We start from the raw sequence: 22830 nt of genomic DNA on the forward strand, positions 1-22830 counted from the left end.
TCCGAAATTGCGCAAAGAGGCAGACATGGCCGAACCCATCCTGACATTTGATAGTTTGCTCGAGCCGATCGGTTCGCAACTTGCGGCGCAGTACGAACTGGTTTCCGCCGATGATCCCAAAGCGCAGGAGCGGCTTTCCGAGTTCCGCGTGGCGATGACCAATGGCGGGCTGGGGATGGAAAGCGAATGGATCGAGAAACTGCCCAATCTCGAATTGATCGCGGTCAACGGGGTGGGTACCGACCGGATCGATCTCGATCTTTGTGTGTCGCGGTCGATTCATGTGGCAACGACACTGGGGGTTTTGACCGACGATGTGGCCGATATGGCGGTGGGGCTGGTGATCGCCTCGATGCGTGCGTTCGGGCAGGGCCAGGCCTTCGTGCGTTCGGGCGACTGGGCGCAGGGCAAGAAGATGGGACTGGCCCGGGCGCTCAAGGGCAAAAAACTCGGCGTTGTCGGGCTGGGCGCCATCGGGCGGGCGATTGGTGAACGGGCAGAAGCCTTCAAGTTCGATATCGGGTTCTGGAACCGTTCGGAAAAGTCGGTCGCTGGCTGGAGTGCGTTCGATACGCCGGCGGCGCTGGCCCAATGGGCCGATGTGCTGGTGGTCGCGGTGGCGGCGACGGCTGAAACCCAGGGGATGATTGACAAAGAGGTTCTCGATGGATTGGGGCCGAACGGGTTCGTGGTCAACATCGCGCGCGGCAGCGTGATCGATGAGGCGACGCTGCTCGATGCGCTGGAGGCGAAATCCATCGCGGGGGCCGGGCTAGATGTGTTCTTGAACGAGCCCAATATCGATGCACGTTTTCTGGCGCTCGATAATGTGTTTCTTATCCCCCATCAGGGCAGCGCGACCGTCGAAACGCGCACGGGGATGGCTCAGACGGTCAAGGACAATATCGATGCGTTCTATTCCGGCACGGTGCCGCCGACCTCGATCACGGCAAGCCGCTTTAGCTGATCGCTCCTGAGCGGGCGGGCCGGGCAGGTCCGGCTCGGGACGGCGTGGAGTTTACCAGGGCCGGATCGTCACTGTCGGTGGCGGCAGGATCATGAAATGGAGGGCCGCATGGCCGATATTTCGGGAAAGGTCTGTCTTGTCACGGCGGCGGCGCAGGGAATCGGACGGGCCTCGGCGCTGGCCTTCGCCGCAGCAGGCGCGCGCGTTTTTGCCACCGACATCAACGAGAAGCTTCTGCGTGAACTCGATGACGTTGCGGGTGTCGAAACGCGGGTGCTCGACGTGCTTTCGACGACGGCGATCGAGGCTCTGGTTGCCGAGATCGGGGCTATCGACATTGTGTTCAATTGTGCAGGCATCGTCCATGGCGGCACGGTGCTCGACGCGAGTGAAGCCGACATCGACCTTGCGCTCGAGCTCAATTTCAAGGCGCAGGCACGCACGATAAGGGCGGTGCTGCCGGGGATGATCGCACGCGGCGACGGAGCGATCATCAATATGAGTTCGGTCGCGTCTTCGGTAACAGGTGTGCCCAACCGGTTCGCCTATACGGCGTCGAAAGCCGCAGTGATCGGTTTGACCAAATCGGTGGCCGCCGATTTCGTGGGGCAGGGCATTCGCTGCAATGCGATCGCGCCGGGGACGGTGGACAGCCCGTCGCTGCAGGAGCGGTTGCGGGCAACAGGGGATTATCAAGCGGCGCGGGCTGCCTTCGAGGCGCGGCAGCCGGTGGGGCGGTTGGGGACGCCCGAGGAGATCGCCGATCTGGCCGTTTATCTGGCGGGGGCCACCTATACCACGGGGCAGGTTTACGCCATCGACGGCGGCTGGACCACTTAAATTCAGGTGAGGGCGGGCTGCGCACGGCGTCTGCCTGCCCTTCCGGTCCTCACGTATTTCTAATACGCTCCGGTCCGGTTCTCGACAGCCACCGCGCTCGCTCCACCCTTGCACTATCACACGATAAGGAGACAACAAGACCATGAAGCTTATGCGCATTGGAGCCCGAGGCGCCGAAAGGCCGGCGGTCTTGCATTCGGATGGGACGATCCGCGATCTGAGCGGGATCGTTGACGATATCGCCGGAAGCGTGCTGACGCCCGAGGGGTTGAAAGAGCTTTCCGGCGCTGATCTGTCGGGATTGCCCGAACTGGACAAGAATGAGCGGATCGGGCCCTGTGTGGGGCGGGTGGGCAAGTTCATCTGCGTGGGGCTCAATTATGCCGACCATGCCGCCGAAAGCGGCCTTGACGTACCCAAAGAGCCGGTGCTGTTCATGAAGGCGACCAGCGCGATCTGCGGTCCCAATGACGATGTCATCATTCCGAAAAATTCGAGCCAGACCGATTGGGAGGTCGAGCTTGGTGTGGTGATCGGCAAGGAAGCGCGCTATGTGGACGAGGCCGACGCGCTCGATCATGTGGCGGGCTATTGCGTGGTCAACGATGTGTCCGAGCGCGAATTTCAGGCCAAGCGCTCGGGGCAATGGGTCAAGGGCAAGTCGGCCGATACGTTCGGGCCGATCGGGCCATGGCTGGTGACCAAAGACGAGATTGCCGATCCGCAGAACCTTGGCATGTGGCTCGAGGTCGACGGGCATCGCTACCAGAACGGGTCAACCAGAACCATGGTGTACGGAGTCGCACATGTGGTGAGCTATATCTCCCAATTCATGAGCCTGCAGCCCGGCGACATCATCACCACCGGCACGCCGCCGGGGGTGGGCATGGGGATCAAGCCCGACCCGGTGTATCTGCGGCCCGGCCAGACCATGCGGCTGAGTGTTGAAGGGCTGGGCGAGCAAATGCAAAAGACTGTGGCCTGGCAGGGTTAGGCCCCTGTCCGACCGATGCGGTCACCGACGCCGCCAGACCGGAGATCATCGGGGCAGGGGCGCGTTGAGTCCCGCCATGCACTGGCGACGGTAGCGGAATTCGGACGCGATATCGATGTCAGAGGACAGGGCGGCGTAGTCCTCGAACCGGCATTTGGCCGTCGGCCCCGTGGGATAGGTATTGGATGCGGCCGGGGCGCCGCCACTCATCGCATCTGCTCTATGCCCGTCGGCCTTCCCGTTCGCGGCTGGTCCGACAGCGAGGCGGGCACGCCCATTATTGACAATCGTCAAGGTGTCGGGGCCGGGCTGTGGGAAAACGATGCTACGCGCGTTTTCCGGGACCACGATGATGGCATCAAGCGAGAATGGTGGGCGCAAGGTCCGCAAGCCCTCGGGCCGGGGCTCGGTGCTGGGGTTGGGGCTGCTCAGCATAATCTCCAATCTGCTGCTGCTGACCGGGCCGCTTTTCATGCTGCAGGTCTATGACCGGGTGCTGGCGAGCAAATCTGTTCCTACGCTCATGGCGCTGACCGGCTTGGTTGTCGGGCTCTACGGGTTTTACAGCGTCGTCGAGATTGTGCGCAGCCGCATGGCGACGCGCTATTCGGTGCTGGCCGCAGCGCGGCTGACCCGTCCAGTCTTCGCGCAGGTCGTCGCCTCGAGTGCGTCGTCCCGTAGAGGGGGCGAGGGCGATCCTATCCGCGACGTTGAAACCCTGCGCCAGTTTCTGGCCGGGGCCGGACCGATGGCACTGCTCGATCTGCCCTGGGTGCCGATCTATCTCTTCATCGTCTTTGCCTTCCATCCCATGCTGGGCTGGCTGGCGATGGCGGGCGCCGGTGTCGTTACGGTTCTCATGATCGTCAACGAATGGTCGTCGCGCGGACCCTCGCGCGATGCCAATGCGGCGGCAAATGCCCGCCAGAGCCAGCAGTCCGATATCGCCGCAAACGCCGAAGCGGTGCTGGCCATGGGGATGAGCGAAACGCTCGCAAACCGCTGGGAGGCGGCCAATACCAAGATGCTCATGACACAGGCTCGCGCTGCGGACCGTGCGACGGTTTTTTCGGCGCTGACCAAGGGATTCCGCCTGCTGTTGCAATCGGCCGTACTGGCAATGGGCGCCTTTCTTGCCATCGGCGGCGAGATTTCAGCGGGTCTGATGATTGCCGCGTCGATCGTTACGGCGCGCGCGCTCTCGCCGGTCGAGCAGGCCGTTACGAACTGGCGCGGGTTTGTGGCGGCGCGGCAGGCCAGGGCCCGCCTCAAGACCGTGCTTGCCGATGCAAAAGGCAAGCCCGAGCGGGTCGCTCTGCCGCTGCCCAAAGCAAGCCTTGCGGTTTCCGATCTCGCCATTTCGCCATTGTCCGATGGGCCGGCGCTGGTGTGCGGGGTCAGTTTCGGGCTCAAATCGGGCGAGGCGATGGGGGTTCTGGGCACGTCGGGGTGCGGGAAATCGTCCCTTGTCCGCACATTGATGGGAATATGGCCGGCGCGGGCCGGCGTTGTGCGTCTCGATGGCTCCGAACTTTGCCACTACGACCCCGACCGGTTGGGCATGGCATTGGGCTATCTGCCCCAGACGGTGGAGCTGTTTGCCGGAACCGTCGCGCAAAATATCGCCCGCTTCCGAAACGATGGCGAGTTCGAAGACGTTCTCAAGGCCGCTCAGGCGGCGGGCGTCCATGAACTGATTGCGTCCTTGCCCCACGGCTACGACACGCCGATCGGACCGCAGGGGGCTATGCTTTCGGCCGGTCAGCGTCAGCGTATCGGGCTGGCGCGGGCGCTGTATGGCGATCCCTTTCTCATTATTCTCGATGAGCCCAATTCCAATCTCGACGCCGCGGGGGATGCGGCGTGTAATGCGGCGATCGCCGGGGCCAAGGCCCGGGGCGCTATCGTCATCATCGTCGCGCATCGGCCGACCGCCATTGCTGCAGTCGATACGATCTTGTTCCTTCAGGATGGCCGTCAGGCGGCCTTCGGTCCCAAGGACGCGGTGCTGGCATCGATTACCGCCCAGCCCGCTTCTCTCGATATTGCCCGCAAAGCGAGACGGAAATGAGCGCCATAGACATTGAATATGCAACGGCGCGCAGCCTTGATCGGCATGGATTGCTCGGCTCGGCCGCCATGATCGCTCTTTTGGGTGGGCTTGCCCTGTGGGCGGCCATCACCCCGATATCGGGGGCGGTGGTGGCCGGCGGAAGCGTCGTTGTCGATGGGGGCGTGCGGCGTGTTCAGCATCAGGAAGGTGGGATCGTGCGGGAAATCCTCGTGCGCAACGATGCCGCGGTCGAGGCCGGTCAGACTTTGGTCGTACTCGACGGAACGTCGGTCGCGGCCAATATGGCGGTCATCGATGCGCAATTGGGCGAGGCCTATGTACGCCAGGCCCGGCTTCTGGCCGAAGCGGGCGGCGCCACCGAGATGGAGTGGACGTCCGAGCTCGATGCCTTGCCCAATATGGAGCACAACCGCGTGCTGTTTGCTGCCGAAGATCGCCTTCGCCAATCCCGCGCCGCCGGGCTTTCGACCCAGGTGGCACAACTGGGCGAGCAGATCGTCCAACTGGAAAACCAGGTTGCCGGGCTCCATGCTCAGCGTGATGCGGTGGTCGCTCAGACCGAAATCCTGACCGAGCAACTCGACAGGCTTTCGGCCCTGTTGTCCCAGGGGTTGGTCGAAGCGAGCCGGGTGAGCGACCTGCGCCGCCAGATCGCCCAACTCGATGGCGAGCGTGCGCGCATCACCACCGAGATCGCGCGGGGCAATGCGGCGACTGCAGAACGCAGGCTGCAGATTTCCCAGGTCGAGGAATCCTATCAGAGCGAGGTGCTGGGACAGTTGCAGGAAACCGGCCAGCAGATTGCCGAGCTCGAACAGCAAAGGGTCGCCGCCCAGGACCGGTTTGACAGGCTCGTCATACGCGCCCCCATCGCGGGGGTGGTGCACCAGATGCAGGTTGCCACCCTGGGCGGTATTGCCGCGGCGGGGGACACGCTCATGCAGATCGTGCCGCAGGATGACGAGATCATGGTCGATGTTCGGATCAACCCGCTCGACATCGACAAGCTTGCCGCCGAGCAAAGCGTGACGCTGCGGCTTTCGAGCTTCAATTCGCGTTCGACGCCCGAGCTGTTGGGGCTGGTGGACAGGATTTCTCCCGATCTGACCCGCGATAGTGCGTCGGGCACGCAGTTTTATCTCGTGCGAGTCCGTCTGCCAACGGACGAACTCCACAAATTGCCCGAAACGGCCAGGCTTATCCCCGGTATGCCGGTCGAGGCCTTCTTTGCTACAGGGGAGAAGACGGTGCTGAGCTATCTGACCAAACCGGTGATGGATCAGCTCAATCTGGCGTTCCGCGAAGATTGAGGCCAACAGCAATCGGTCGGAATGAAAAAGGGAGCTCAAAGCTCCCTTTTTCTTGAGCAGGTGGTGAAGAGAAGGCGCCGCTTCGGTTTAGAGGATGAAGTCTACGGCCGCGAGATCGACCAGGCCTGTCAGCTCTATGTTGAAATCGGCCACCTGGTCCCCGTTGACGTCTCCGGCGACGATGGTCCTGTCATTTTCGGTGCCTTCGGAGTCCTCGAAGCTGAAGTTGAGTTCCCCCGCGACGCCGGTAAAGGCTGCGCCGACCGAGGCAAGGAATATGAAAGCCTGGTTTCCCGAAGATGTGGCATTGGCATCGATGATGGTGAGATCGATCGTGTCGTCGCCTTGGGTAAAATCGGTAATGACATCGCGAGTGGCGATTGCGGGCGACGAGTGGCCGATCTTGCGGAAGATGAAGACGTCCTCGCCGGTGCCTCCGGTGAGGATGTCTTTACCGCCTCTGCCATCCAGAATGTCGTTTCCGTCTCCGCCCGATAGCAGATTGGCTTGACCCGATCCGATAAGGGCGTCGTTTCCAGAACCCCCGATGATGTTTTCGATTGTATTGAGGCTATCGGTTCCTGTCTGGGCGCTGAAGGCTGTGCCCACACCGAGCTTGGCAGTGACATCGGCCGAAATGCGCGAGAAGTCCAGCGTGTCGTTGCCGTCACTGCCGTTATACCTGTCATCACCATCATCGAGTGTTGCGATAATGGTGTCGTCCCCCCGACCGCCGAAGACTGTGTCGTTGCCGCCATCGCCAAACAGAATGTCGTTGCCCCCAGCGGCTCGTATGGTGTCGTTTCCTTCGCCACCATGATATTGGTCGGATGTACCAAGGGATGGGAAGACGTCGGCCGCTTCGGTGCCCATGATGTCGTTCATGCCGATCAGATCAAGTGTGGCGCTGGAGCCGGTGGTTCCGCTGTCGGTGGTGATCGAATAGGTGAAGATCACGTCGGTATCGTCGTTGAGGTCGGGGATGAACAGCCACGATCCGTCGGCGTTTTCGCTCAGAGTGCCCGAGGATGCGGCGAGGCCCACGATGGCAAAGGTCATGCCCGTATAGGCCGACCCAACAAGATCACGGGGCGTGATCGTGCGTGTGGTATCTTCGGTAAGGGGCGGCAGAATTACCGACGGCGTGATGTCGATCACGGGGGCGGTGGCTGCCGAGGCAACGCTTTCGGATGTGCCGCCGAGGTCGATGTAGCTCACCACAACACGCACCAGAGCCTGCGCATCGTCATCGGTGAGCGTGTAGGTCGCTGCCGTCGCGCCGGCGATATCTCCAAATCCCGATCCTGTATCGCGTTGCCATTGATAGCTGAGCTCCCCTAATCCGTCGGGGTCGCCAAGGGTGCTGGTGTCGGCGCTGAGCGTCTGGTTTTCGGCAGCCTCGCCGATTACTAATACGCCGCCTTGGGGTGTGTCGTTGGCATTGGAGACCGCGATCGAAACCTGCTTGTCAAAGACCAGCGAGCCATCGGTGGCGGTGATGGTGAGGTCGATTGCGGGTTCGGTTTCGAAGTCGATAGCGACACCGGCTTTGCGGTAGAGCGCGCCATCCACCGCGTCGATCTCGAACCGATCGTCGGAAACCGTGAGGACGTTGTCGCGTTTGTCGGGATCAAGATTGGGGTCGATGACAAGCAGATCGGCAACTTTTACCCGATCGAGCATGATTTCGGGAATCGCGACCATGTTGGACAGCACGATGTCAGTGGGGGCGAGATTTTCGGCATCGACCCGAGTGAGACTGACTGTGTGGTTGCCCAGACCGACGAGCCGAATGGTCATGATGCCATCAATGACACTGACCACTTCAGCGCCCGAGACAGTGAAGTCGCTGTTGGAGACGCTGGCCAGATCGATGGAGACCAGCCCCTCGCCATACATTGTAAAGGCAAGGTTGATGCCATCCCCTTCAAGGGTGACCAATTGCATGCGGGCACCGATCGAGGTGATGTGGGTTACGTCGTCCCGCGTCGTGCCCAGCTTGATCTCGAAGGTGCCGCCGTCGGCATCGAGGAAGACCGAGCTGCCGTCATAGGCGTACCAGTTGGTGACGGCCTGGATGGTCTGGGTGCCCAGGGAATCGAGATTGACGGCAAATGTTCCGAGCGTTCCGGCTTGGGGCGTCGCTGTGACGGTGATCGTATCTCCATTGACGGCGTAGGCGAGATCGGTTTTCTCGAATGTCGCAATACGGGCGGCCAGATCGGCGAGCGTCACGAATTCGGAACCGGCCGCTTGGGCGGTACTGAGGAATTCGGTGAACATGAAAAGCTCATAGGGCGATGACCCTATGTTGTCGACATCCCAAGCGGTGACGCCATAGTCGTGCCAGGGCCAGACCACGATAGGAAGGTCGGAATTGATCGCCAGATCTTCAAATTCAGCGATCCATTTTGCCGCGGCCTGTGCGGCCGTCAGGCCCAGCCAGCCAAGCAAGGTGAAATCGAAGCTCATATTGGGAGCGAGATAGACCTTGCCGGTATCGCTGGGCGAGAGATAGCCGAAAGCGCCGGGATATCCGGCGCCGACCAGGGAGGCTCCGCCCGTCAAATAGTCATAGTACTGAATGATCTGACGCGCCGTCTCAATCGACTCAGGCATGCCCGGCACGGCTGCGCCGCCGACGACGATTCCGAGGTTGTCCTCGATCACGTGGCGGGATGTTTCGAACTGGAATTTGAACGAGGCTTCGAGAATGGCCTTGGAAACCGGATCGAGCGCCATCGGATCTGGAGCTCCAAGGGCGGCCTGCAACGTAGCGTTGATCTGGGCGACGCTCATGCCGGCAAGGGCATCGATGACGGCCTGATCCGCGTCGTCTCGCATGCAGTAGGGGCAGAAGCAAGCCGAAGGATTGTCGAGCATGGCCGCATAGCCGGCGATACGCTGATCGAGAATCTCCTGGGTGACTTCGTCGGGCAGCAAGAGATTGGTGTCTGATGGGTGAGAGTAGGAGTGCGATCCGATTTCGTTGCCCATTGCCAGAAGCTGCTGGTAGTAGGAGGACGAGATGAACCAGTTGGTTTCCTGGTCGGGACCGTAAAGTCCGACATTGACGTAGTAGGAGCCGACGAAGTTGTAGTCGGCTTTCCACTGTTCGAGAATGGGCAGCATGGCGTCATAGATGCCGTTGTCCACATCGTAGGTTTCCTGGGACTGGTCCATGTCATTGCGCGAGGCGACGAGTGCGTTGTCGCGGCTCATCGACAGCGAAACCTTTGGCCCGTCCAGGCTCTGGGTCACCCAGTCGATCGACTGGCCGAGCAGATTGTGGTCAGCGAGCATGCCTTCGGTCGCAAAATGGACATTGCGCCCACCGGTGGTGGTGGAAATAACCGCGTCGTGGCTGGTGCCATTGATGATTTGTTCGGCGATCACGGTGCCGGCCGCTATGGCCGAAAAATAGGAGGTCGAGGCACCGGCATAGGTGTGGATGGCGCCGCCGGCATAACCGGCAGTGATCTCGTGGTCTCCCGAGGCGACCAGATTTACATCGACGCCGCTTTCGCCGCCCGTACGCGTCAACCCCAGAAGCGTTTGCATGCGTTCGTAGGGGTTGGCCGAGAGGGCCTCTCCATCGGCGGCATTTGTCATGAAGTCGCCGGCGGTGATGATGGGCATGTCATAATCGTAGACGAGCTGGTTCAGCGTTGCCGCAATATCGGCGTAGTTGTCGGGAGCGTTACGGAAAGAGGGGAACACCAGGCCCTTGTATTGCGAGAGCAATTCGAGATTTGTGAGATCTGCCTCTCCGATAAGATCGAATGGAATACCCGCGCTCATGGCCTGGCTCTGGGCCGCCATGACCAGCTGGGAATAGGCCGTTTCGGAGAAATAGGCGCCGGCGGTGGTCTCCGAATAGACGATGGCGATCTTGTGGTTTGCTCCGCCGGCCGGCGGCACGGGTGAACTGATCGTATAGGCTGGCTGGGTATAATCGGCGGGCAGGTGCACGGAATCGTTGACGTCGGCCATCAGCCCGATCTTGTTGATGTCTTCGCCCAGGAGCGCCTTGGGAATGGCCAGCTCGATGGTCCTGGAATCGGGACCCAGCGCGAAGTCGATTTCGGCGACAAGGGTCTGGCCGGCACTGCCGGTGTAGAGCCGCGCGACGCCGTCGCTGCCGATATTGACGTTGAATTCGGCGCCCGTCGCCCAGCCAAAGACCAAATGGCCGGTGGACGTATCACCGTCGGTGTCGATCCAGAATGTGGTGTTTGGTCCGATGTCGACCGCGCTCTTGAGCGCGATGACAAAGGCGTCATCGGTCACAGTGCCATAGAGTTCATAGCCTGCGACGTGCGTGGTGGGGGTTTCAAGGCGCTGGTTCTCGGTCCATTCGTTCAAGATGCCGTCGAAAGCGCTGACCGGCGGCAACGCTATGGTATAGCCGCCAAAGCCGTAATTGTTGGGGAGAAACACCGAGTCGTTGATATCGGCGAGCACGGCGATCTGCTCGATGCCTGGCCCGAGCAGGGATTTTGGAACCGCAAACTCAAGCGTGGTTCCATCCTGGCCGAAGGCGTGATCGATCTCGGCGACGAATGTTTCACCGGCGGCTCCGGAATAGAGCCGGGCGATGCCGTCGGCTCCGATATTGATGTTGAACTCGGCTCCGCCAGCCCAACCCCAGATCTGGTGGCCTGTGGCGGCGTCGCCATCGGTATTGATCCAGAAGGTCGTGTTGGGACCGATCGGCTGGGCGCTCTTGAGGGCGACGACAAAGTCGTCACTGTCGACCCGACCATACAGCTCATAGCCATCGACGCCGGTGCCGGCTGCCTCAAGACGCTGATCCTCGGTCCATTCGGTCAACAGCCCGTCAAAACTCGTCGTCTGCGGCTCGGCCAGCGTATATCCGCCGGTGCTGTAATTCGGCGGCAGGAACACCGAGCCATTGATGTCGGCCAGGATCTGCACTGACTGAACCGCTCCGAGGTCCTGCCTGGAAACGGTAAATTCGATGCTCGCCGCCCCAGGGCCGAAGGCATGGTCGATCTCTGCGACAAATATCTCGCCGGCGGCGCCGGAATAGAGCCGGGCAAATCCGTCGGCTCCGATATTGATGTTGAACTCGGCTCCGCCAGCCCAACCCCAGATCTGGTATCCGGTGGCAGCATCGCCATCGGTGTTGAGCCAGAAGGTCGATCCCGGGCCGATCGGCTGCGCGCTCGAGAGTGCGAACACGAATTGCTCGGGCTCGACCCGGCCGTACATTTCGTATCCTTCGACCAGGGTCGATTGGGTATCGAGGCGCTGATCCCCTGTCCATTCGGTCAAGAGCCCGTCAAACGTGCTTTCGGGGGGCTGGGTGACGAGATATCCGCCTTCTGCGTATGACGATGGCAGAAAGACCGAATTGTTTATGTCCGCATAAACCGTGAGCGAGGTCACGGCGAGCCCGACCAGCGCATGAGGCAGTCTCATTTCCAGCGTCATCCCCCCGGCGCCAATGACATACTCGATTTCGGCAACAAGGGTTGCCCCTTCCGAACCCGAATAGAGCCGGGCGACCCCATCGTCGCCGAAATTGATGTTGAACTCGGCGCCGACCGCCCAATCGAAGACCTGGTGTCCGGTTTCACTGTCGGCATCGGTGTTGAGCCAGAATGTCGTGGTGGGACCGATCGGCACCGCGCTTTCAAGTGCAATGAGGTAAGCCCCGTCCTCGTAGCGTCCAAAGAGCGCATAGCCCTCGACAAGGGTTTCGGGGCGCTCGAGCCGGTCGGAGGGCGACCAGTCCGCAAGGGATCCGTCAAGGGTGATGGTCATTGGACTGTCTCCTGAGAAGAAGTGTTGTCAACCCGCGCCGACGACCGCCACTCGGCGGTTTCATCCATCGCAAGTGCTGATTTCAGCCGATCGAGTCGCGCGAGATCGTGCTGGCTGGCCAGCCCGTTCGCGCGACCCAGTTCGATGGTGGCGCGCTCACCGGTCCTGTCGCCCTCGAGCCGGTACAGTGCGATCAGCCGACGATAGGCGGCGGCCGTGGGTGCCCGGGCGAAGATCTGTGCGAGGATGCGGGCCTCATTGCCGTAGGTGTTGTCTCCCCGATAGAGATCGACCAACATGGGCCGCGCCCAGTCGCTTTGCGGACGGATGGCGATTTCGTCTTCGAGCAGGCGGATGAGCAGGCCGGCTTTGCCCTGATCCCGATACAGCCCGGCCAGGGAATAGGCCTCGAAAGGGTTAAGCTGGGCCGTTTCGCGCCTGGTCTCGTAAAGGCTGATTGCCTCCTCGATCCGCCCCTGGGACAGGAGCACCTGGGCCTTTTCCTCGGTGTTGGGGAGCATGGCGATCGCCGCAACGATCGTTACGAGCACAATTGTCGCAACGAAGATATTGGTCCTCTCGGCCGGATCCATACGCGACATGAAGGCCAGCGGGCCAATGGCCGAAAACCTGCCTGGTCTGTAGGGGGCGTGGGTATCAGCGAGAGTGGGCATCATCGAGTTCCCTGTCCCCAATAAACAATACCACCCCAAGCGTTTCGGCGTTGTGGCGGACCTGGGCAATGTCGGAAGCGGAGTTGAGATATTCGGCCAGAAACACCGGCTTGCCTTCAGCCGTGAGGCGCGAGATCAGCCGCAACGATGAGCGCAGCATCCCCAGGCTGTTTGGCTGCTGGTCCTCTTGGGCACCAAACAGCAGGTCTTCCTTGGCCAGCCCGTCAATGGCGCTACGGTATGACGGATCGCTGAGGAGCTCTTCGCCATTCTGAGGCACGACCAGAAACCGGGGCCTGCCGGCGCGGGCATAGGCAGCAAGGCTATTGACGAAAGCGGTCATTGCCGCCTTGCGGGCGGCGGCACCGAGTTGGGGATCGTCGCGCTCGAACGCATCGACGCGGTCCAGATAGACCCCATCGAAGCCGGCGGCGACGATCCGGTCGAGATAGCTCGTGGGCTGGCCGAAAATGGTCGCCTGCCATGCCGGGTCCCAGTAACGGATGTCGTAATTGCCTTCCCATTCGGGGTTTTCGCCGAACAGCCATGACGGGCGATTTCGGGCCCAATCGTTCTGCCAGTAGAACCGGTAATCTTCAGCTTCTCCTATCGAGAGATAGGAGAGGACGAAGCGCTGTGAGCCGTCGGGCTTGGTCTTGAGGGTGGCGATTTCGGACGCGGAAAACGCACCCGCCGCCGTCCCGTCGCGCGAATAATCGATGACCACCAGATCATAATCGGTGGCGGCGAGGACACGCAGATCGATCCCCTGGAGCTGGTATGTCCAGGATCGAACCCCGGCCAGTGCCGAAGCCGTTCCGCCCATCGCGTGCGGCGAAAGCATAAGCGGAAATGCGGCCAGGACAGCGGCCAGTCCGGCCATGCGTATCCCCATGTCAAAGGTCTCCCATACGCCCGATCTGCCGATCGCGGCGAACCGGACACTAGGCGGGCGAGACGCTCTCCATGTTGACATTCATCAACTCGTGGCCCGCCGGGACACGACATTATCGGCTCAGCTGTCCCAAGACGTTCGGGAATCCCGAACACGAAACAGGGTGACCATCATGGAACAAACCAACAAGACTTCGTCCCTGGCAAAACCTGCGACCCCACCGGAAAGTCCGGTCGTTCGGGCCGTGTTTGCCGGGCTCAAAATCCTGGTTTTTGCGACCGAGCTGGTTGGAATCATCCTGCTCGTGCTCGGCCATATGGAACTGGGGACCGCATTGTTGCTGCATCTGGGCTATTGCGCCTTGCTGCTTGTGACCATCCTGGTGGCCGAGCGGAGTGGCATCTATTCGGGAGATATGCAGTCCTTTGCGCTCCAGGTGCTGGTGGCCGGCCCGTTCGGTGCCGCCTCGGCGATGATCGACGAGCAACTTTCCTCCCGGGTCCGCGCCGAGCATCTTCAAAGCTGGTACGACACCATTGCGCCGCCGCTCAAGCAGGCGGTGACCCTGGCTGACCGGATCCGCGACGATCAGGTCGTCCGGCCGGCGGCGCGGCTGCCGAAATCGGTCGACAGGCTGATCACATCGGGCTCAATGCGCGAAAAGCAGGCGGTTTTTGCCTCTATCGTCGCGGATGGTCCGGCAGAAGGTGTCAGTCTGATCGAAAAGGCGCTGCGCAGCCGCGATCAGCGGGTCCGCGTCCAGGCTGCTGCCGTTTCCGCCCTGTTTCGCTCCAAGATCCGCACCAGTGCGGGCCAGCGCCATCGGCCGGGCATTGGCATTGCTGCCAATGACGCCACACCGCCTGCGGCATAGGGGCTGACGATGATGGAGATGCCCTCCTGGTTTGCGCCCGCATGGCGCGACCCCCAGCCTGAAGCCGATGTATGCCTTATCGCCGAGGGGTGCTACCCCTATGTGGCGGGTGGGGTCTCCACCTGGATCGACTGGCTCATCAGGAGCCATCCGGATCTGACCTTTTCGGTGCTGGCCATCTTGCCGGGCATACCCCTGACCGAGCCGCGCTATGGGCGTCCGGCCAATCTGATCGCCATCGATCATCTGTATCTTGACGACAAGGGCAAGGGGCAGCGCGGCGCCTGGCCGGCAATGACGCCCCAATGGTACGCCGATACGCTTTCAGCAATTCTCGATCATGGCGATCCCAGCGCGTTTCATGCGCTGCTCGACAAGCTCGGGCCGACCAAACGTCGACCCACGGTGGCGGCGCTGCTCGATTCTCCTCAGGCCTGGCAGGCGCTTTCGGAGGGCTATGGACGCATGCCGCAAACGGCGTTCATTTCGTACTTTTGGGCGTGGCGGGCGTTGGTCGGCGGGTTGTTGCGCACCCTGGTCAGCCCGCTGCCCAGGGCCCGGATCTACCATTCGGTTTCCACGGGCTATGCGGGACTGGTTGCCGCGCGTGCCGCCCATGATACCGGCCGTCCGGTGATCGTTACCGAACACGGGATCTATTCCAACGAGCGGCGCGTCGAAATCCTGATGGCCGACTGGATCAACAACAGCATCGACACCGGGCTCGATTTTACAGACGAGCGCCAGGATGTCCGTGACTTCTGGGCCGATGCTTTCGAGAGCTTTGCGCGTCTCGCCTATAGCGCAGCCGACGACGTTATCGCGCTTTATGGCGACAATAACGCCTTTCAGCAGGCACTGGGTGCCGACAGCCGCAAGCTCACCGTGGTTCCCAACGGTGTGGATGTGGACCGTTTCAGCACGCTTCCCGACCGGGTTTCAGATCGCCCCACGCTGGCGTTCATCGGCCGCATCACGCCGATCAAGGACATCCAGACATTTATCGATGTGGCCGAGAGAGTGGCGTCGAAAGTGGCCGACTTCCGGGCGTTTGTGATCGGGCCGATGGATGAGGATCCCGACTATGCCCAGAGTTGTATCGATGCGGTCAACGAGCGTGGGCTCGACCATATTATCACGTTTACCGGTCCGGTCGATGTGCGCGACTACATGGCCGAAATAGATGTTCTCATGCTCACCTCGATTTCCGAGGCGCTGCCGCTGGTCATTCTCGAAGCGGGTGCGGCAGGTGTTCCGTGCATTGCGACCGATGTCGGTGCTTGCAGGGAAATCCTGGGATGCCCGGGCAGTCCGGGACAGGCCGCAGTCGCGGGGATCGGGGGGATGGTCGCCCCGGTGGGCGATGTGGGGGCACTGGTTTCAGCGGCCGTCCATCTGCTCAACAATCCCATTGCGCGCCAGCGCATGGGCGCGGCGCTGCGGTCCAAGGTCCGGATCCAGTACCGCTCGGACACCATCGCCGCGGCCTATACCAAGCTCTATGGCCGGCATCTTTCCCCAACCGCCAAAAGTGAGGTCTAAGATGGCTGGCATCGGGTTTGCCCTATCGAAGCTTCGCAACCAGAACAACCTGGCCGGGCATTCCATCGCGACCGGTCATGCCATCATGATCACGGCGGGGCCATGGATCGTCATCATGATCGGGCTGGCGCTGATTTCCTGGCTCGGGGGGCCGCTGGTGGGCGTGGAGATGACGACGACGTTTCGCGTCCTCGTCATCTATTGCTTTGCCCTTTCTCTTGTCGTGACCGCTCCCATCGCGCTCGAACTCAATCTGCGCGTTTCGGCCGAGCTGTTCGAGCGGCGGTTCGAGCGGGTGCATGGCATCTACATTGGCGCTCTGGCGGCCGCGGCGCTGATCACCGTCGCGCTCGCCTGGGTGCTGTTTTTCGTTGTCATCAGGCTGGACATGCCGACGGCGACGGCAGCGACCTTCTGCGTTTTGCAGGTGTCGCTGCTCTGGCTGACCATGTCCATGGTCGCGGCGATCCGCCAGTATGTCACGGTCACCACGGGCTTTACCATGGGGTTGAGCGTATCGGTCGTGCTTGGCCTGTCGCTTGCCGGATTGGGATATGGTGTTGCGGGTCTGCTTGCCGGGTTTGGGGCAGGGCTGTTCCTGGCCTTTGCCATTCTGCATGGGCTCATTGTCCAGACGTTTCCCGGACGGGTGCGGCGGCTCACCGACGGCATTGCGGCGCTGATTGCCCATCCCATGCGCTCGCGCACTTTCGCCATAGCGGGGATTTCGAGTGCGCTGGCTGTGTGGATCGACAAGCTGGTGGTCTGGCAATCTTATGAAGCCACGTCGATCGCGCACGGGCTCATTCACGCCCCGCGATACGATGTGCCCATGTTCATTGCCTATCTCTCGATCGTTCCGCTGATGAGTATCGTTTCGATCTGGCTGGAGACCGATTTTTTCACTGCCTATCGCAAGTATCGCGACATCGTTCATTCGGGCGGCACGCTCCGTCATATCGATGCCCAGCGCGCCGCCATCACATGGCAGACCACAAATACGATCTTTTCGGCCTTCGTCATTCAGATCACGATCAGCCTCGTTCTGGCGCTGACCGGGCCCTGGATCGTGGGCTTTTTGGGCCTTGGGCTCGAAACGCTGCAGGTGTTGCGGTTTGCGCTGATCGGGGCAGCGTTCCACTTCCTGTTTCTCGCCTGCGTGGGCGTCATTCTGTTTGTGCAGTACGCGCGGGCCTATTTCGTGCTCCAGGCTGCCTTTCTGATCCTCAATGGCGGGCTGACCTATGTGCTGCTCGCCAATCCGGACGCCCTGGGGCTGGGCTATGTGATCGCAACGGGGGCGGCTGCGATCCTTGCCTATGGGGTCATGGTCAACACCCTCCAGGTGATGAACAGGCTTACATTCATCGACAATAACCCGGCGGTTGCAGGCTAGGCCTGTGCTGTTCCCGGAACCAAGGAAAACGACAGTGAACGTCCATGCTCCAAAACGCGCCGGTCCAAAGCTCCTGCCGGACGAAAAGATCGGCGGATCTCCGAACCATTGGGTGGGGGTCGTTGAAGGCGCCGTGCTGATCGGTGGTGTGTTTGCCGTCGAAAGGCTGGGCTTGTTCGATCTGCAATCATTGCCCCTCCATCCGCTGGTTCTCGCCGTTGCGTTGATTGCCGCTCAATATGGCGCTTCGGGCGGGATCATGGCTGCGGCGATGGCTGCCGCGCTTGCCCTTCTGGGCGGAACGCTGCCTCAAAGGGTGGTGGGGGAGGGCTATTTCGAGTATCTCGCTGCAGTCTGGACGACGCCTCTGGCCTGGCTGATCATCGCCGTGCTTGTGGGGATCATCTCGGATGGGCACCGGCGCCTATTGCAGCGTTCCGAGCAGGCGCTTTTCGAAGCGCAAAAAGAGCGGGACCTGATTGCAGCGCAGTATGAGGCGTTGGCGGCCCGGGCCAAACGGCTCGAAAGGCGCGTTGCGGGGATCGAAGGCAATAATTCATCACGCCTTTGAAAACGATGGGGCTGTCAATATCGTAGAATCACTAGTGGGAGAACCGGAATTTATTAACAAAGGCTTAAGACTCATACTGGGGGTCACAAGAGGGGGTAAGCAAATGTTAATACAGAGGGACTTCCGCAATCCGGGTGCGGCCATCGAAGAGGCCGGATATCTGGGCTTTCAGGGAGGCGTCAAGTTCGGTGGCACCACCCGGCACAGGGAAAAGGAGCTGATCTATGCGCAAGGGGACGAGTCCGGCGACATATTTATCGTCGAGTTCGGATGTGTCCGTGTGTCGCGGATAACACTGGAAGGCCGGCGGCTTGTTACCGGATTTCACTTTGCCGGTGAGGTCTTCGGGTTTGAAACGGGCGCCGAGCGGCAATGCTATGCCGAGGCGCTCGAGTATTCCGGGACGCGGAAATTTCATCTCGATGGCAGGGAGTTGGCCAATCCGCGGATTGCCGACATGCTGTTTGGCCACCTTGAAAGCATCCACGAGCACCTGCTTGTCCTGGGAACCCAGAATGCCATTGAACGGGTCGCTGCATTTCTCGTCGGGATTGCCGACAGGCAGGGGAGTGGGGGAGCCCGGGCTCGTCTTCCGATGTCGCGCTGCGATATCGCCGACCATTTGGGTCTGACGTTGGAAACCGTGTCGCGCGCAATTCATCGCCTGCAGGTTCTCAAGCTCATCACGCTTGTGGGCGCCCGCGATGTCCTGCTGCTCGACCGGAAGGCGCTGCTCGATCTGGGAGCCTAGAACCGTTCAGGATTTGATTGACTCAAATCCTTGGCGCTAAACCCTTGTTTCGTCGCATGTCCGAACCGCAAAACCGTTTCCACTTTTGCTGGAAACGCTCTAGGTTGGGGATGTCTGACTGCCCTTATTGCGTGTTCAGATAAAGTGACGTCCACCTTATCTCAGCACGCCCGAGCTAATCGCGCGCTGCGTAGTGGTCGGAACCCTCGACGGCCATTCGGACCAGCTCCGCGAGACTGTGGGCCTGCATCTTGGTCATGATCGTGGCGCGATAGACTTCGACCGTTCGGGGACTGAGCCCGAGATTGTGAGCAATGGACTTGTTGGGGAGCCCGTTGACGACGCCATCGAGCACCTGGCGCTCCCGCGCGCTTAGCGACTCCAGCTTGTCACGAGCCGCCTGGCGTTGCTGACGCACCTGGCTTTTTTCCTGTGCGGCGGCGCAAACCCTTTTGAGGGTGGACAGGATCACCTCTTCACTGAATGGCTTTTCGATGAAATCGCTGGCGCCGGCCTTCATGGCCTCGACGGCAGCCAGCACATCTCCGTGGCCGGTCACAACGATTACCGGCAGGGTGTTTCCGTTCTTGCGCAAGCGCCGCAGCAGGTCGAGCCCGTTCATTTCCGACATGCGCAGATCGGTTATCAGGCAGGAGTCCTCCAGATTTTCCGCCGTATCGAGGAACTCGGCCGCTGAAGCGTATTTTCGTGATCGCCAGCCCGACGCGGCAAGCAGGAACGATAGCGACTGGCGAACTGGTTCTTCGTCGTCCACGATATGGATCAGGAAATCACTCGTCATGGGCCTGAATCTCTCTGTCGACCAAGGGAAGGGTGAACGTGAAAATGGTTTCTCTGCCAGGGATGGTACGGGCACTGATTGCGCCTCCATGTGCTTCGATTATGCGCTTGGAAATCGAAAGACCGACCCCCATTCCGCGGCGTTTTGTGGTTACGAACGCCTTGAAGATTTCTTCACCGAAATCGGGGTGAATGCCTTGCCCGGTATCGCTGAGTTCGATGCGCGCGAACTTGCCGCTCCGGCGCGTCCGTATGGTGACCACCTTGCGCGCGCTGGTTTGCACGGCGTCGGTGGCGTTGCGCAGGAGGTTGACGATCACCTGCTGGATCTGAGTGGGGTTGCCCAGCGTCTCGAGCGGTCCGGGGGTCAGGTCAAGTTCGGTGAGAATGCCGTCTTCACGGGTTCCGGCCAGGGCGAGCGCCATGGCACCCTCGATCAGTGTGTTGACGTTGACGATCTCCTTGTCGATTTCGCCTTGCGCCATGAAAATGCGCAGATGATGGATGATGTCGCCGGCACGCAGGGCCTGAGTTGCCGCCGCCGCAAGCGACTCGCGCAAGGCGGGCAGCATGGCGGGATCGAAAACTTCAAGCATGCGCTTGGCGCCCTGGACGTAGTTGCTGATGGCCGAAAGGGGCTGGTTGATTTCATGGGCAAGGGCGGACGCCATTTCCCCCATTTCGCTCATGCGCGAAAGCCGGGCGAGTTCGGCTTCGGTCTGTTCGAGCCGGGTTGCTGCCCGCTCACGCTCGGTCATGTCGCGCGCAAAGCCGATGAACAGCAGGCCTTCGCCGGTTGCTATCCTGACCACGTCGATGCTCATGGGGAAGGTGGTGCCATCACTGCGCTTGCCCCGCAGCAACCGGTTGCGGCCCAGAAACCGGGCAAAGCCGGTGGGCGGGTAGTCCGCGTTGCCCATGTTGTCGGGGTGATGGGTTTCAGCCATCAGGATATGGACATTGCGGGTCAACACCACCTTTTCGCGATAGCCGAACAATCGCTCGGCGGCAGCGTTGAACGAAACGATCTCTCCGCTCGGCTTGCTGGCTATGGTTGCGTCCGAGATGGTGTCGAGGATGGCCTGCAGATAGCTCTCGCGCCGTTGCAGGAGCTTGCTGGCCATAAGGGCCTTGTTTCGCTCCTCGCGCAGGATGCCACCGAGCCAGGCGATGCCCAAACCCACACCAGCGAACAAGATGAGGTTCGAGCTCTGGGAGGCACGGTCTTCCTCGGTGAAAAAATACACGAGCGGCAGCGCCAGGACCATCGTGAACACGCCGGGCGCCATGCCACCCAGGCCGGCGGCAAGCAGAATGGCCAGCGCAAAAAAAAGGTCGTTAAACGACGAGGTGAAAACGGGTGCGATGGCCAGCTTGAGGGTGCTGACAAAGATCAGCCCTGCCAGTCCAACCACGTAGGCAATTATAATGTCCCTCGGCAGCCCCATGACATCAGATGCATCCGGTTTGCCGATGCAAGTTAAAAACTTGTCAGAAAAGCGGCAAGTAAATTTAAAAAGAGCAGGGAATAAAGTGTTCGGCACTGCAACGGTCCCCGTCTTTTCCCGAACCGGAAATCGAGAGCGGGCCGAATGGTTGCGTCGTGGATGGTTCGACAGACATCAGGGCAAACGCATTTGAATCGCGCACGCCGTCCGCGTGGGGTTGGTTGGTCCCTTGTACCCGTGAACGAAGAAGTCGAAAAGCGCTATGAGGCGTTCAGGACCGACCCGTGCCTTTAGTTGCTGCTCAACAGGCGCGTAGCGAAATAGCCTGCGGTAGCTGCCGTTCCGGTAAGGGCGGCGCCCCAGACAATGTCGACGATAGTGACCATGACCGACCAGTCCCTGACAGTTGCCAGGTTGGTCATGTCGTAGGTGCCGTAGGCGACAAGGCCCAGAATGGCGCCGGCGATCAGAGCCTGGGTCCAGTTTCCGGACTGCATGGCCGGGGCGACGGCGAAGTAAACGATGCCGCCGATATAGAACAGATAGAAGGCGCCGGCGGCCGCGAGATTGGGCTGGTCGAGCAGGACGTGGCCGATCTGTTCGCGATAGAAGCCGAAAGCGACCCGCGAAAGCCAGACATAGTCGATGGCGAAAAAGACGATGGCTGTTCCGATATAGGCAATAACGTAAGGCATGTGGTCCCTCATATCCCCAGCATTGGCTGAAAAAGACGTACGATCCAGCTCTTGAATTTGAGCGGGGCTTCGGTGACGGCAAGGCAGATGCAATCGGCATCGTTTGTGGCGACCGGCTGATGGGTCAGGCTGCCATCGGCAATCTCGATATCGCCGCGGGTGAATGTACCGTCTTCGTCGGCAAAGGCACCGGAGAGGACCAGGGTCATTTCCATGCCGCGATGGGTGTGTTCGGGCACCGGCTTGCCGGCCGGAATGCGCAAAAGACGTGCGACCGCGCGGCCATCGCGGGTGGGGATAATGAACTGGGCGGCGCCAGGCATGGGTTTCCAGCGAATGGCATCGACGTCCGAACCGGCATAGGAGCGCAACGGTTCTGGAAGGACAGATGCCGATCCGCCGGAGGCGCCACGACGCGCGGGCTTTGCGCTGGGTAAGGGCGCGTTGGAGATACGGGCCTTGACCGCCTGCCAGCCGGCATCGCCGCCCGCGGCCGGTTCGATGGTATCGAGCAGTTCGCCGCCCGCGCCCTCGATCATGGCGTAGCGTTCACGGCACTCCGGGCAGACGGCCAGATGGGTTGCGACGGCGAGCGAAAAGCCCTCGGCGAGCGTACCGGCGGCATGATCGAGCAGGATCTCTTCATCGAGATGGTGGACGATGCTCATGAGCGATCCTCCAACGCGGTGCGCAACTTGGCGAAGGCCAGACGGATGCGGGATTTGACGGTACCCAGCGGCAGGCCGAGCTTTTCGGAGATCGTACTGTGAGACGCTTCCTCAAAGAACGAGAGCTTTAGGAGCTCAAGCTGTTCGGGGGGGAGACTTTGCATGGCGCGGTGAAGCCGGTCGGCATCCTCGTTCATGTCGAAGGCCGCGTCGGCCGGCCTGATTTCGGCGGGAACGAAAGCGGGATCGTTGGGATCGAAATCGGGACGGTTCGTCTTGCGCCAGTGGTCGATGCGCTGGTTGCGCGCGATGGTGAAAATCCATGTCGAGACATTGCCCTTGTCGGGGCTGTATTGGGCGGCCTTGTTCCAGACCGCCACCATTGTTTCCTGCATCAATTCCTCGGCGAGCTGCCCATCGCGGGAGAGCTTGGCCATGTAGGCGCGCACCCGGGGGCCGTAATAGCGGAACAGCTCTTCAAAAGCGGCAACGTCGCGCGACGTGGCGACTGCAAACAGTTTCTGGCGCATCACGATATTG

19 protein-coding genes are annotated in these 22830 nt (G+C 61.0%); 10 read left to right on the top strand and 9 right to left on the bottom strand.

Features of this window, described 5'->3' with window-relative positions; translation table 11 throughout:
* The first annotated feature begins 25 nt into the window (after positions 1-25).
* The 3 genes from AACZ55_RS00625 to AACZ55_RS00635 all read left to right on the top strand — a co-directional run bounded on the left by AACZ55_RS00625 (position 26) and on the right by AACZ55_RS00635 (position 2801).
* A complete protein-coding gene (locus AACZ55_RS00625; RefSeq protein WP_339641910.1) occupies positions 26-967 on the top strand; it encodes a 2-hydroxyacid dehydrogenase in 942 nt (313 codons plus the stop codon).
* 108 nt (positions 968-1075) lie between these two features.
* Positions 1076-1807 (top strand): SDR family oxidoreductase, encoded by a 732-nt coding sequence (locus tag AACZ55_RS00630; RefSeq protein WP_339641913.1) that lies wholly within the window; start codon positions 1076-1078, stop codon positions 1805-1807.
* Positions 1808-1949: 142 nt separating this feature from the next.
* The gene (locus tag AACZ55_RS00635; protein ID WP_339641916.1) at positions 1950-2801 is read left to right on the top strand and encodes a fumarylacetoacetate hydrolase family protein; all 852 of its coding nucleotides are present in this window, start codon (positions 1950-1952) and stop codon (positions 2799-2801) included.
* 45 nt (positions 2802-2846) lie between these two features.
* Here AACZ55_RS00635 and AACZ55_RS00640 read toward each other — a convergent pair whose 3' ends face one another.
* Positions 2847-3011 carry a hypothetical protein gene (locus AACZ55_RS00640; protein ID WP_339641919.1) on the bottom strand — a complete coding sequence of 55 codons (165 nt, stop codon included), beginning with the start codon at positions 3009-3011 and terminating at the stop codon, positions 2847-2849.
* 139 nt (positions 3012-3150) lie between these two features.
* Between AACZ55_RS00640 and AACZ55_RS00645 the strand changes: the two genes are divergently transcribed.
* Both AACZ55_RS00645 and AACZ55_RS00650 read left to right on the top strand, forming a co-directional pair.
* Positions 3151-4872, top strand: a complete 1722-nt coding sequence (locus AACZ55_RS00645) for a type I secretion system permease/ATPase (protein WP_339641921.1) — start codon at positions 3151-3153, stop codon at positions 4870-4872.
* Complete coding sequence (locus AACZ55_RS00650; RefSeq protein ID WP_339641924.1) at positions 4869-6185, top strand: HlyD family type I secretion periplasmic adaptor subunit; 1317 nt, start codon at positions 4869-4871, stop codon at positions 6183-6185. Before AACZ55_RS00645 ends, AACZ55_RS00650 begins: the two co-directional genes overlap by 4 nt.
* A gap of 87 nt (positions 6186-6272) precedes the next feature.
* Here the strand turns inward: AACZ55_RS00650 and AACZ55_RS00655 are convergent, their stop codons facing one another.
* From AACZ55_RS00655 to AACZ55_RS00665, 3 genes are read right to left on the bottom strand one after another with little or no spacing between them, the layout of a single operon-like run.
* A complete protein-coding gene (locus tag AACZ55_RS00655; protein WP_339641927.1) occupies positions 6273-11975 on the bottom strand; it encodes a M10 family metallopeptidase C-terminal domain-containing protein in 5703 nt (1900 codons plus the stop codon).
* The gene (locus tag AACZ55_RS00660) at positions 11972-12649 is read right to left on the bottom strand and encodes a hypothetical protein (RefSeq protein WP_338609326.1); all 678 of its coding nucleotides are present in this window, start codon (positions 12647-12649) and stop codon (positions 11972-11974) included. The genes AACZ55_RS00655 and AACZ55_RS00660 overlap by 4 nt, the downstream gene beginning before the upstream one ends.
* Positions 12633-13544: an MJ1477/TM1410 family putative glycoside hydrolase gene (locus AACZ55_RS00665; RefSeq protein WP_339641929.1), complete on the bottom strand. Its 912-nt coding sequence runs from the start codon at positions 13542-13544 to the stop codon at positions 12633-12635. Before AACZ55_RS00665 ends, AACZ55_RS00660 begins: the two co-directional genes overlap by 17 nt.
* A gap of 172 nt (positions 13545-13716) precedes the next feature.
* Between AACZ55_RS00665 and AACZ55_RS00670 the strand changes: the two genes are divergently transcribed.
* From AACZ55_RS00670 to AACZ55_RS00690, 5 genes are all read left to right on the top strand, one after another.
* A complete protein-coding gene (locus AACZ55_RS00670) occupies positions 13717-14418 on the top strand; it encodes a hypothetical protein (RefSeq protein ID WP_338609328.1) in 702 nt (233 codons plus the stop codon).
* A gap of 9 nt (positions 14419-14427) precedes the next feature.
* Positions 14428-15960, top strand: coding sequence for a GT4 family glycosyltransferase PelF (pelF, locus tag AACZ55_RS00675; RefSeq protein WP_338609329.1), 1533 nt, complete (start codon positions 14428-14430; stop codon positions 15958-15960).
* A gap of 1 nt (position 15961) precedes the next feature.
* Positions 15962-17356, top strand: coding sequence for an exopolysaccharide Pel transporter PelG (gene pelG, locus AACZ55_RS00680; protein ID WP_338609331.1), 1395 nt, complete (start codon positions 15962-15964; stop codon positions 17354-17356).
* 34 nt (positions 17357-17390) lie between these two features.
* Complete coding sequence (locus tag AACZ55_RS00685) at positions 17391-17927, top strand: hypothetical protein (RefSeq protein WP_338609332.1); 537 nt, start codon at positions 17391-17393, stop codon at positions 17925-17927.
* Positions 17928-18030: 103 nt separating this feature from the next.
* A complete protein-coding gene (locus AACZ55_RS00690) occupies positions 18031-18678 on the top strand; it encodes a helix-turn-helix domain-containing protein (RefSeq protein ID WP_338609333.1) in 648 nt (215 codons plus the stop codon).
* Between the two features lie 175 nt (positions 18679-18853).
* Here the strand turns inward: AACZ55_RS00690 and fixJ are convergent, their stop codons facing one another.
* The 5 genes from fixJ to AACZ55_RS00715 all read right to left on the bottom strand — a co-directional run bounded on the left by fixJ (position 18854) and on the right by AACZ55_RS00715 (position 22820).
* A complete protein-coding gene (gene fixJ, locus AACZ55_RS00695) occupies positions 18854-19480 on the bottom strand; it encodes a response regulator FixJ (RefSeq protein WP_338609334.1) in 627 nt (208 codons plus the stop codon).
* Positions 19470-20927, bottom strand: a complete 1458-nt coding sequence (locus AACZ55_RS00700) for an ATP-binding protein (protein ID WP_338609335.1) — start codon at positions 20925-20927, stop codon at positions 19470-19472. Before AACZ55_RS00700 ends, fixJ begins: the two co-directional genes overlap by 11 nt.
* Before the next feature lie 290 nt (positions 20928-21217).
* Positions 21218-21622: a DUF2177 family protein gene (locus AACZ55_RS00705; RefSeq protein ID WP_339641936.1), complete on the bottom strand. Its 405-nt coding sequence runs from the start codon at positions 21620-21622 to the stop codon at positions 21218-21220.
* Between the two features lie 8 nt (positions 21623-21630).
* Positions 21631-22290 (bottom strand): ChrR family anti-sigma-E factor, encoded by a 660-nt coding sequence (locus AACZ55_RS00710; RefSeq protein WP_339641939.1) that lies wholly within the window; start codon positions 22288-22290, stop codon positions 21631-21633.
* Positions 22287-22820 carry a sigma-70 family RNA polymerase sigma factor gene (locus tag AACZ55_RS00715; protein ID WP_339641986.1) on the bottom strand — a complete coding sequence of 178 codons (534 nt, stop codon included), beginning with the start codon at positions 22818-22820 and terminating at the stop codon, positions 22287-22289. Before AACZ55_RS00715 ends, AACZ55_RS00710 begins: the two co-directional genes overlap by 4 nt.
* Positions 22821-22830 lie beyond the last annotated feature (10 nt).

The organism is uncultured Pelagibacterium sp. (genome assembly GCF_963972885.1).
Lineage (GTDB): Bacteria > Pseudomonadota > Alphaproteobacteria > Rhizobiales > Devosiaceae > Pelagibacterium > Pelagibacterium nitratireducens.

Coding starts and splice junctions, on each gene's coding strand:
- AACZ55_RS00630 (WP_339641913.1), top strand. CDS start 1,076: ATGGCCGATATTTCGGGAAAGGTCTGTCTTGTCACGGCGGCGGCGCAG.
- AACZ55_RS00665 (WP_339641929.1), bottom strand. CDS start 13,544: ATGGGGATACGCATGGCCGGACTGGCCGCTGTCCTGGCCGCATTTCCG.
- AACZ55_RS00650 (WP_339641924.1), top strand. CDS start 4,869: ATGAGCGCCATAGACATTGAATATGCAACGGCGCGCAGCCTTGATCGG.
- AACZ55_RS00635 (WP_339641916.1), top strand. CDS start 1,950: ATGAAGCTTATGCGCATTGGAGCCCGAGGCGCCGAAAGGCCGGCGGTC.
- AACZ55_RS00710 (WP_339641939.1), bottom strand. CDS start 22,290: ATGAGCATCGTCCACCATCTCGATGAAGAGATCCTGCTCGATCATGCC.
- AACZ55_RS00690 (WP_338609333.1), top strand. CDS start 18,031: ATGTTAATACAGAGGGACTTCCGCAATCCGGGTGCGGCCATCGAAGAG.
- pelF (WP_338609329.1), top strand. CDS start 14,428: ATGATGGAGATGCCCTCCTGGTTTGCGCCCGCATGGCGCGACCCCCAG.
- AACZ55_RS00660 (WP_338609326.1), bottom strand. CDS start 12,649: ATGCCCACTCTCGCTGATACCCACGCCCCCTACAGACCAGGCAGGTTT.
- AACZ55_RS00645 (WP_339641921.1), top strand. CDS start 3,151: ATGATGGCATCAAGCGAGAATGGTGGGCGCAAGGTCCGCAAGCCCTCG.
- AACZ55_RS00700 (WP_338609335.1), bottom strand. CDS start 20,927: ATGGGGCTGCCGAGGGACATTATAATTGCCTACGTGGTTGGACTGGCA.
- fixJ (WP_338609334.1), bottom strand. CDS start 19,480: ATGACGAGTGATTTCCTGATCCATATCGTGGACGACGAAGAACCAGTT.
- AACZ55_RS00640 (WP_339641919.1), bottom strand. CDS start 3,011: ATGAGTGGCGGCGCCCCGGCCGCATCCAATACCTATCCCACGGGGCCG.
- AACZ55_RS00670 (WP_338609328.1), top strand. CDS start 13,717: ATGGAACAAACCAACAAGACTTCGTCCCTGGCAAAACCTGCGACCCCA.
- pelG (WP_338609331.1), top strand. CDS start 15,962: ATGGCTGGCATCGGGTTTGCCCTATCGAAGCTTCGCAACCAGAACAAC.
- AACZ55_RS00715 (WP_339641986.1), bottom strand. CDS start 22,820: ATGCGCCAGAAACTGTTTGCAGTCGCCACGTCGCGCGACGTTGCCGCT.
- AACZ55_RS00705 (WP_339641936.1), bottom strand. CDS start 21,622: ATGCCTTACGTTATTGCCTATATCGGAACAGCCATCGTCTTTTTCGCC.
- AACZ55_RS00625 (WP_339641910.1), top strand. CDS start 26: ATGGCCGAACCCATCCTGACATTTGATAGTTTGCTCGAGCCGATCGGT.
- AACZ55_RS00655 (WP_339641927.1), bottom strand. CDS start 11,975: ATGACCATCACCCTTGACGGATCCCTTGCGGACTGGTCGCCCTCCGAC.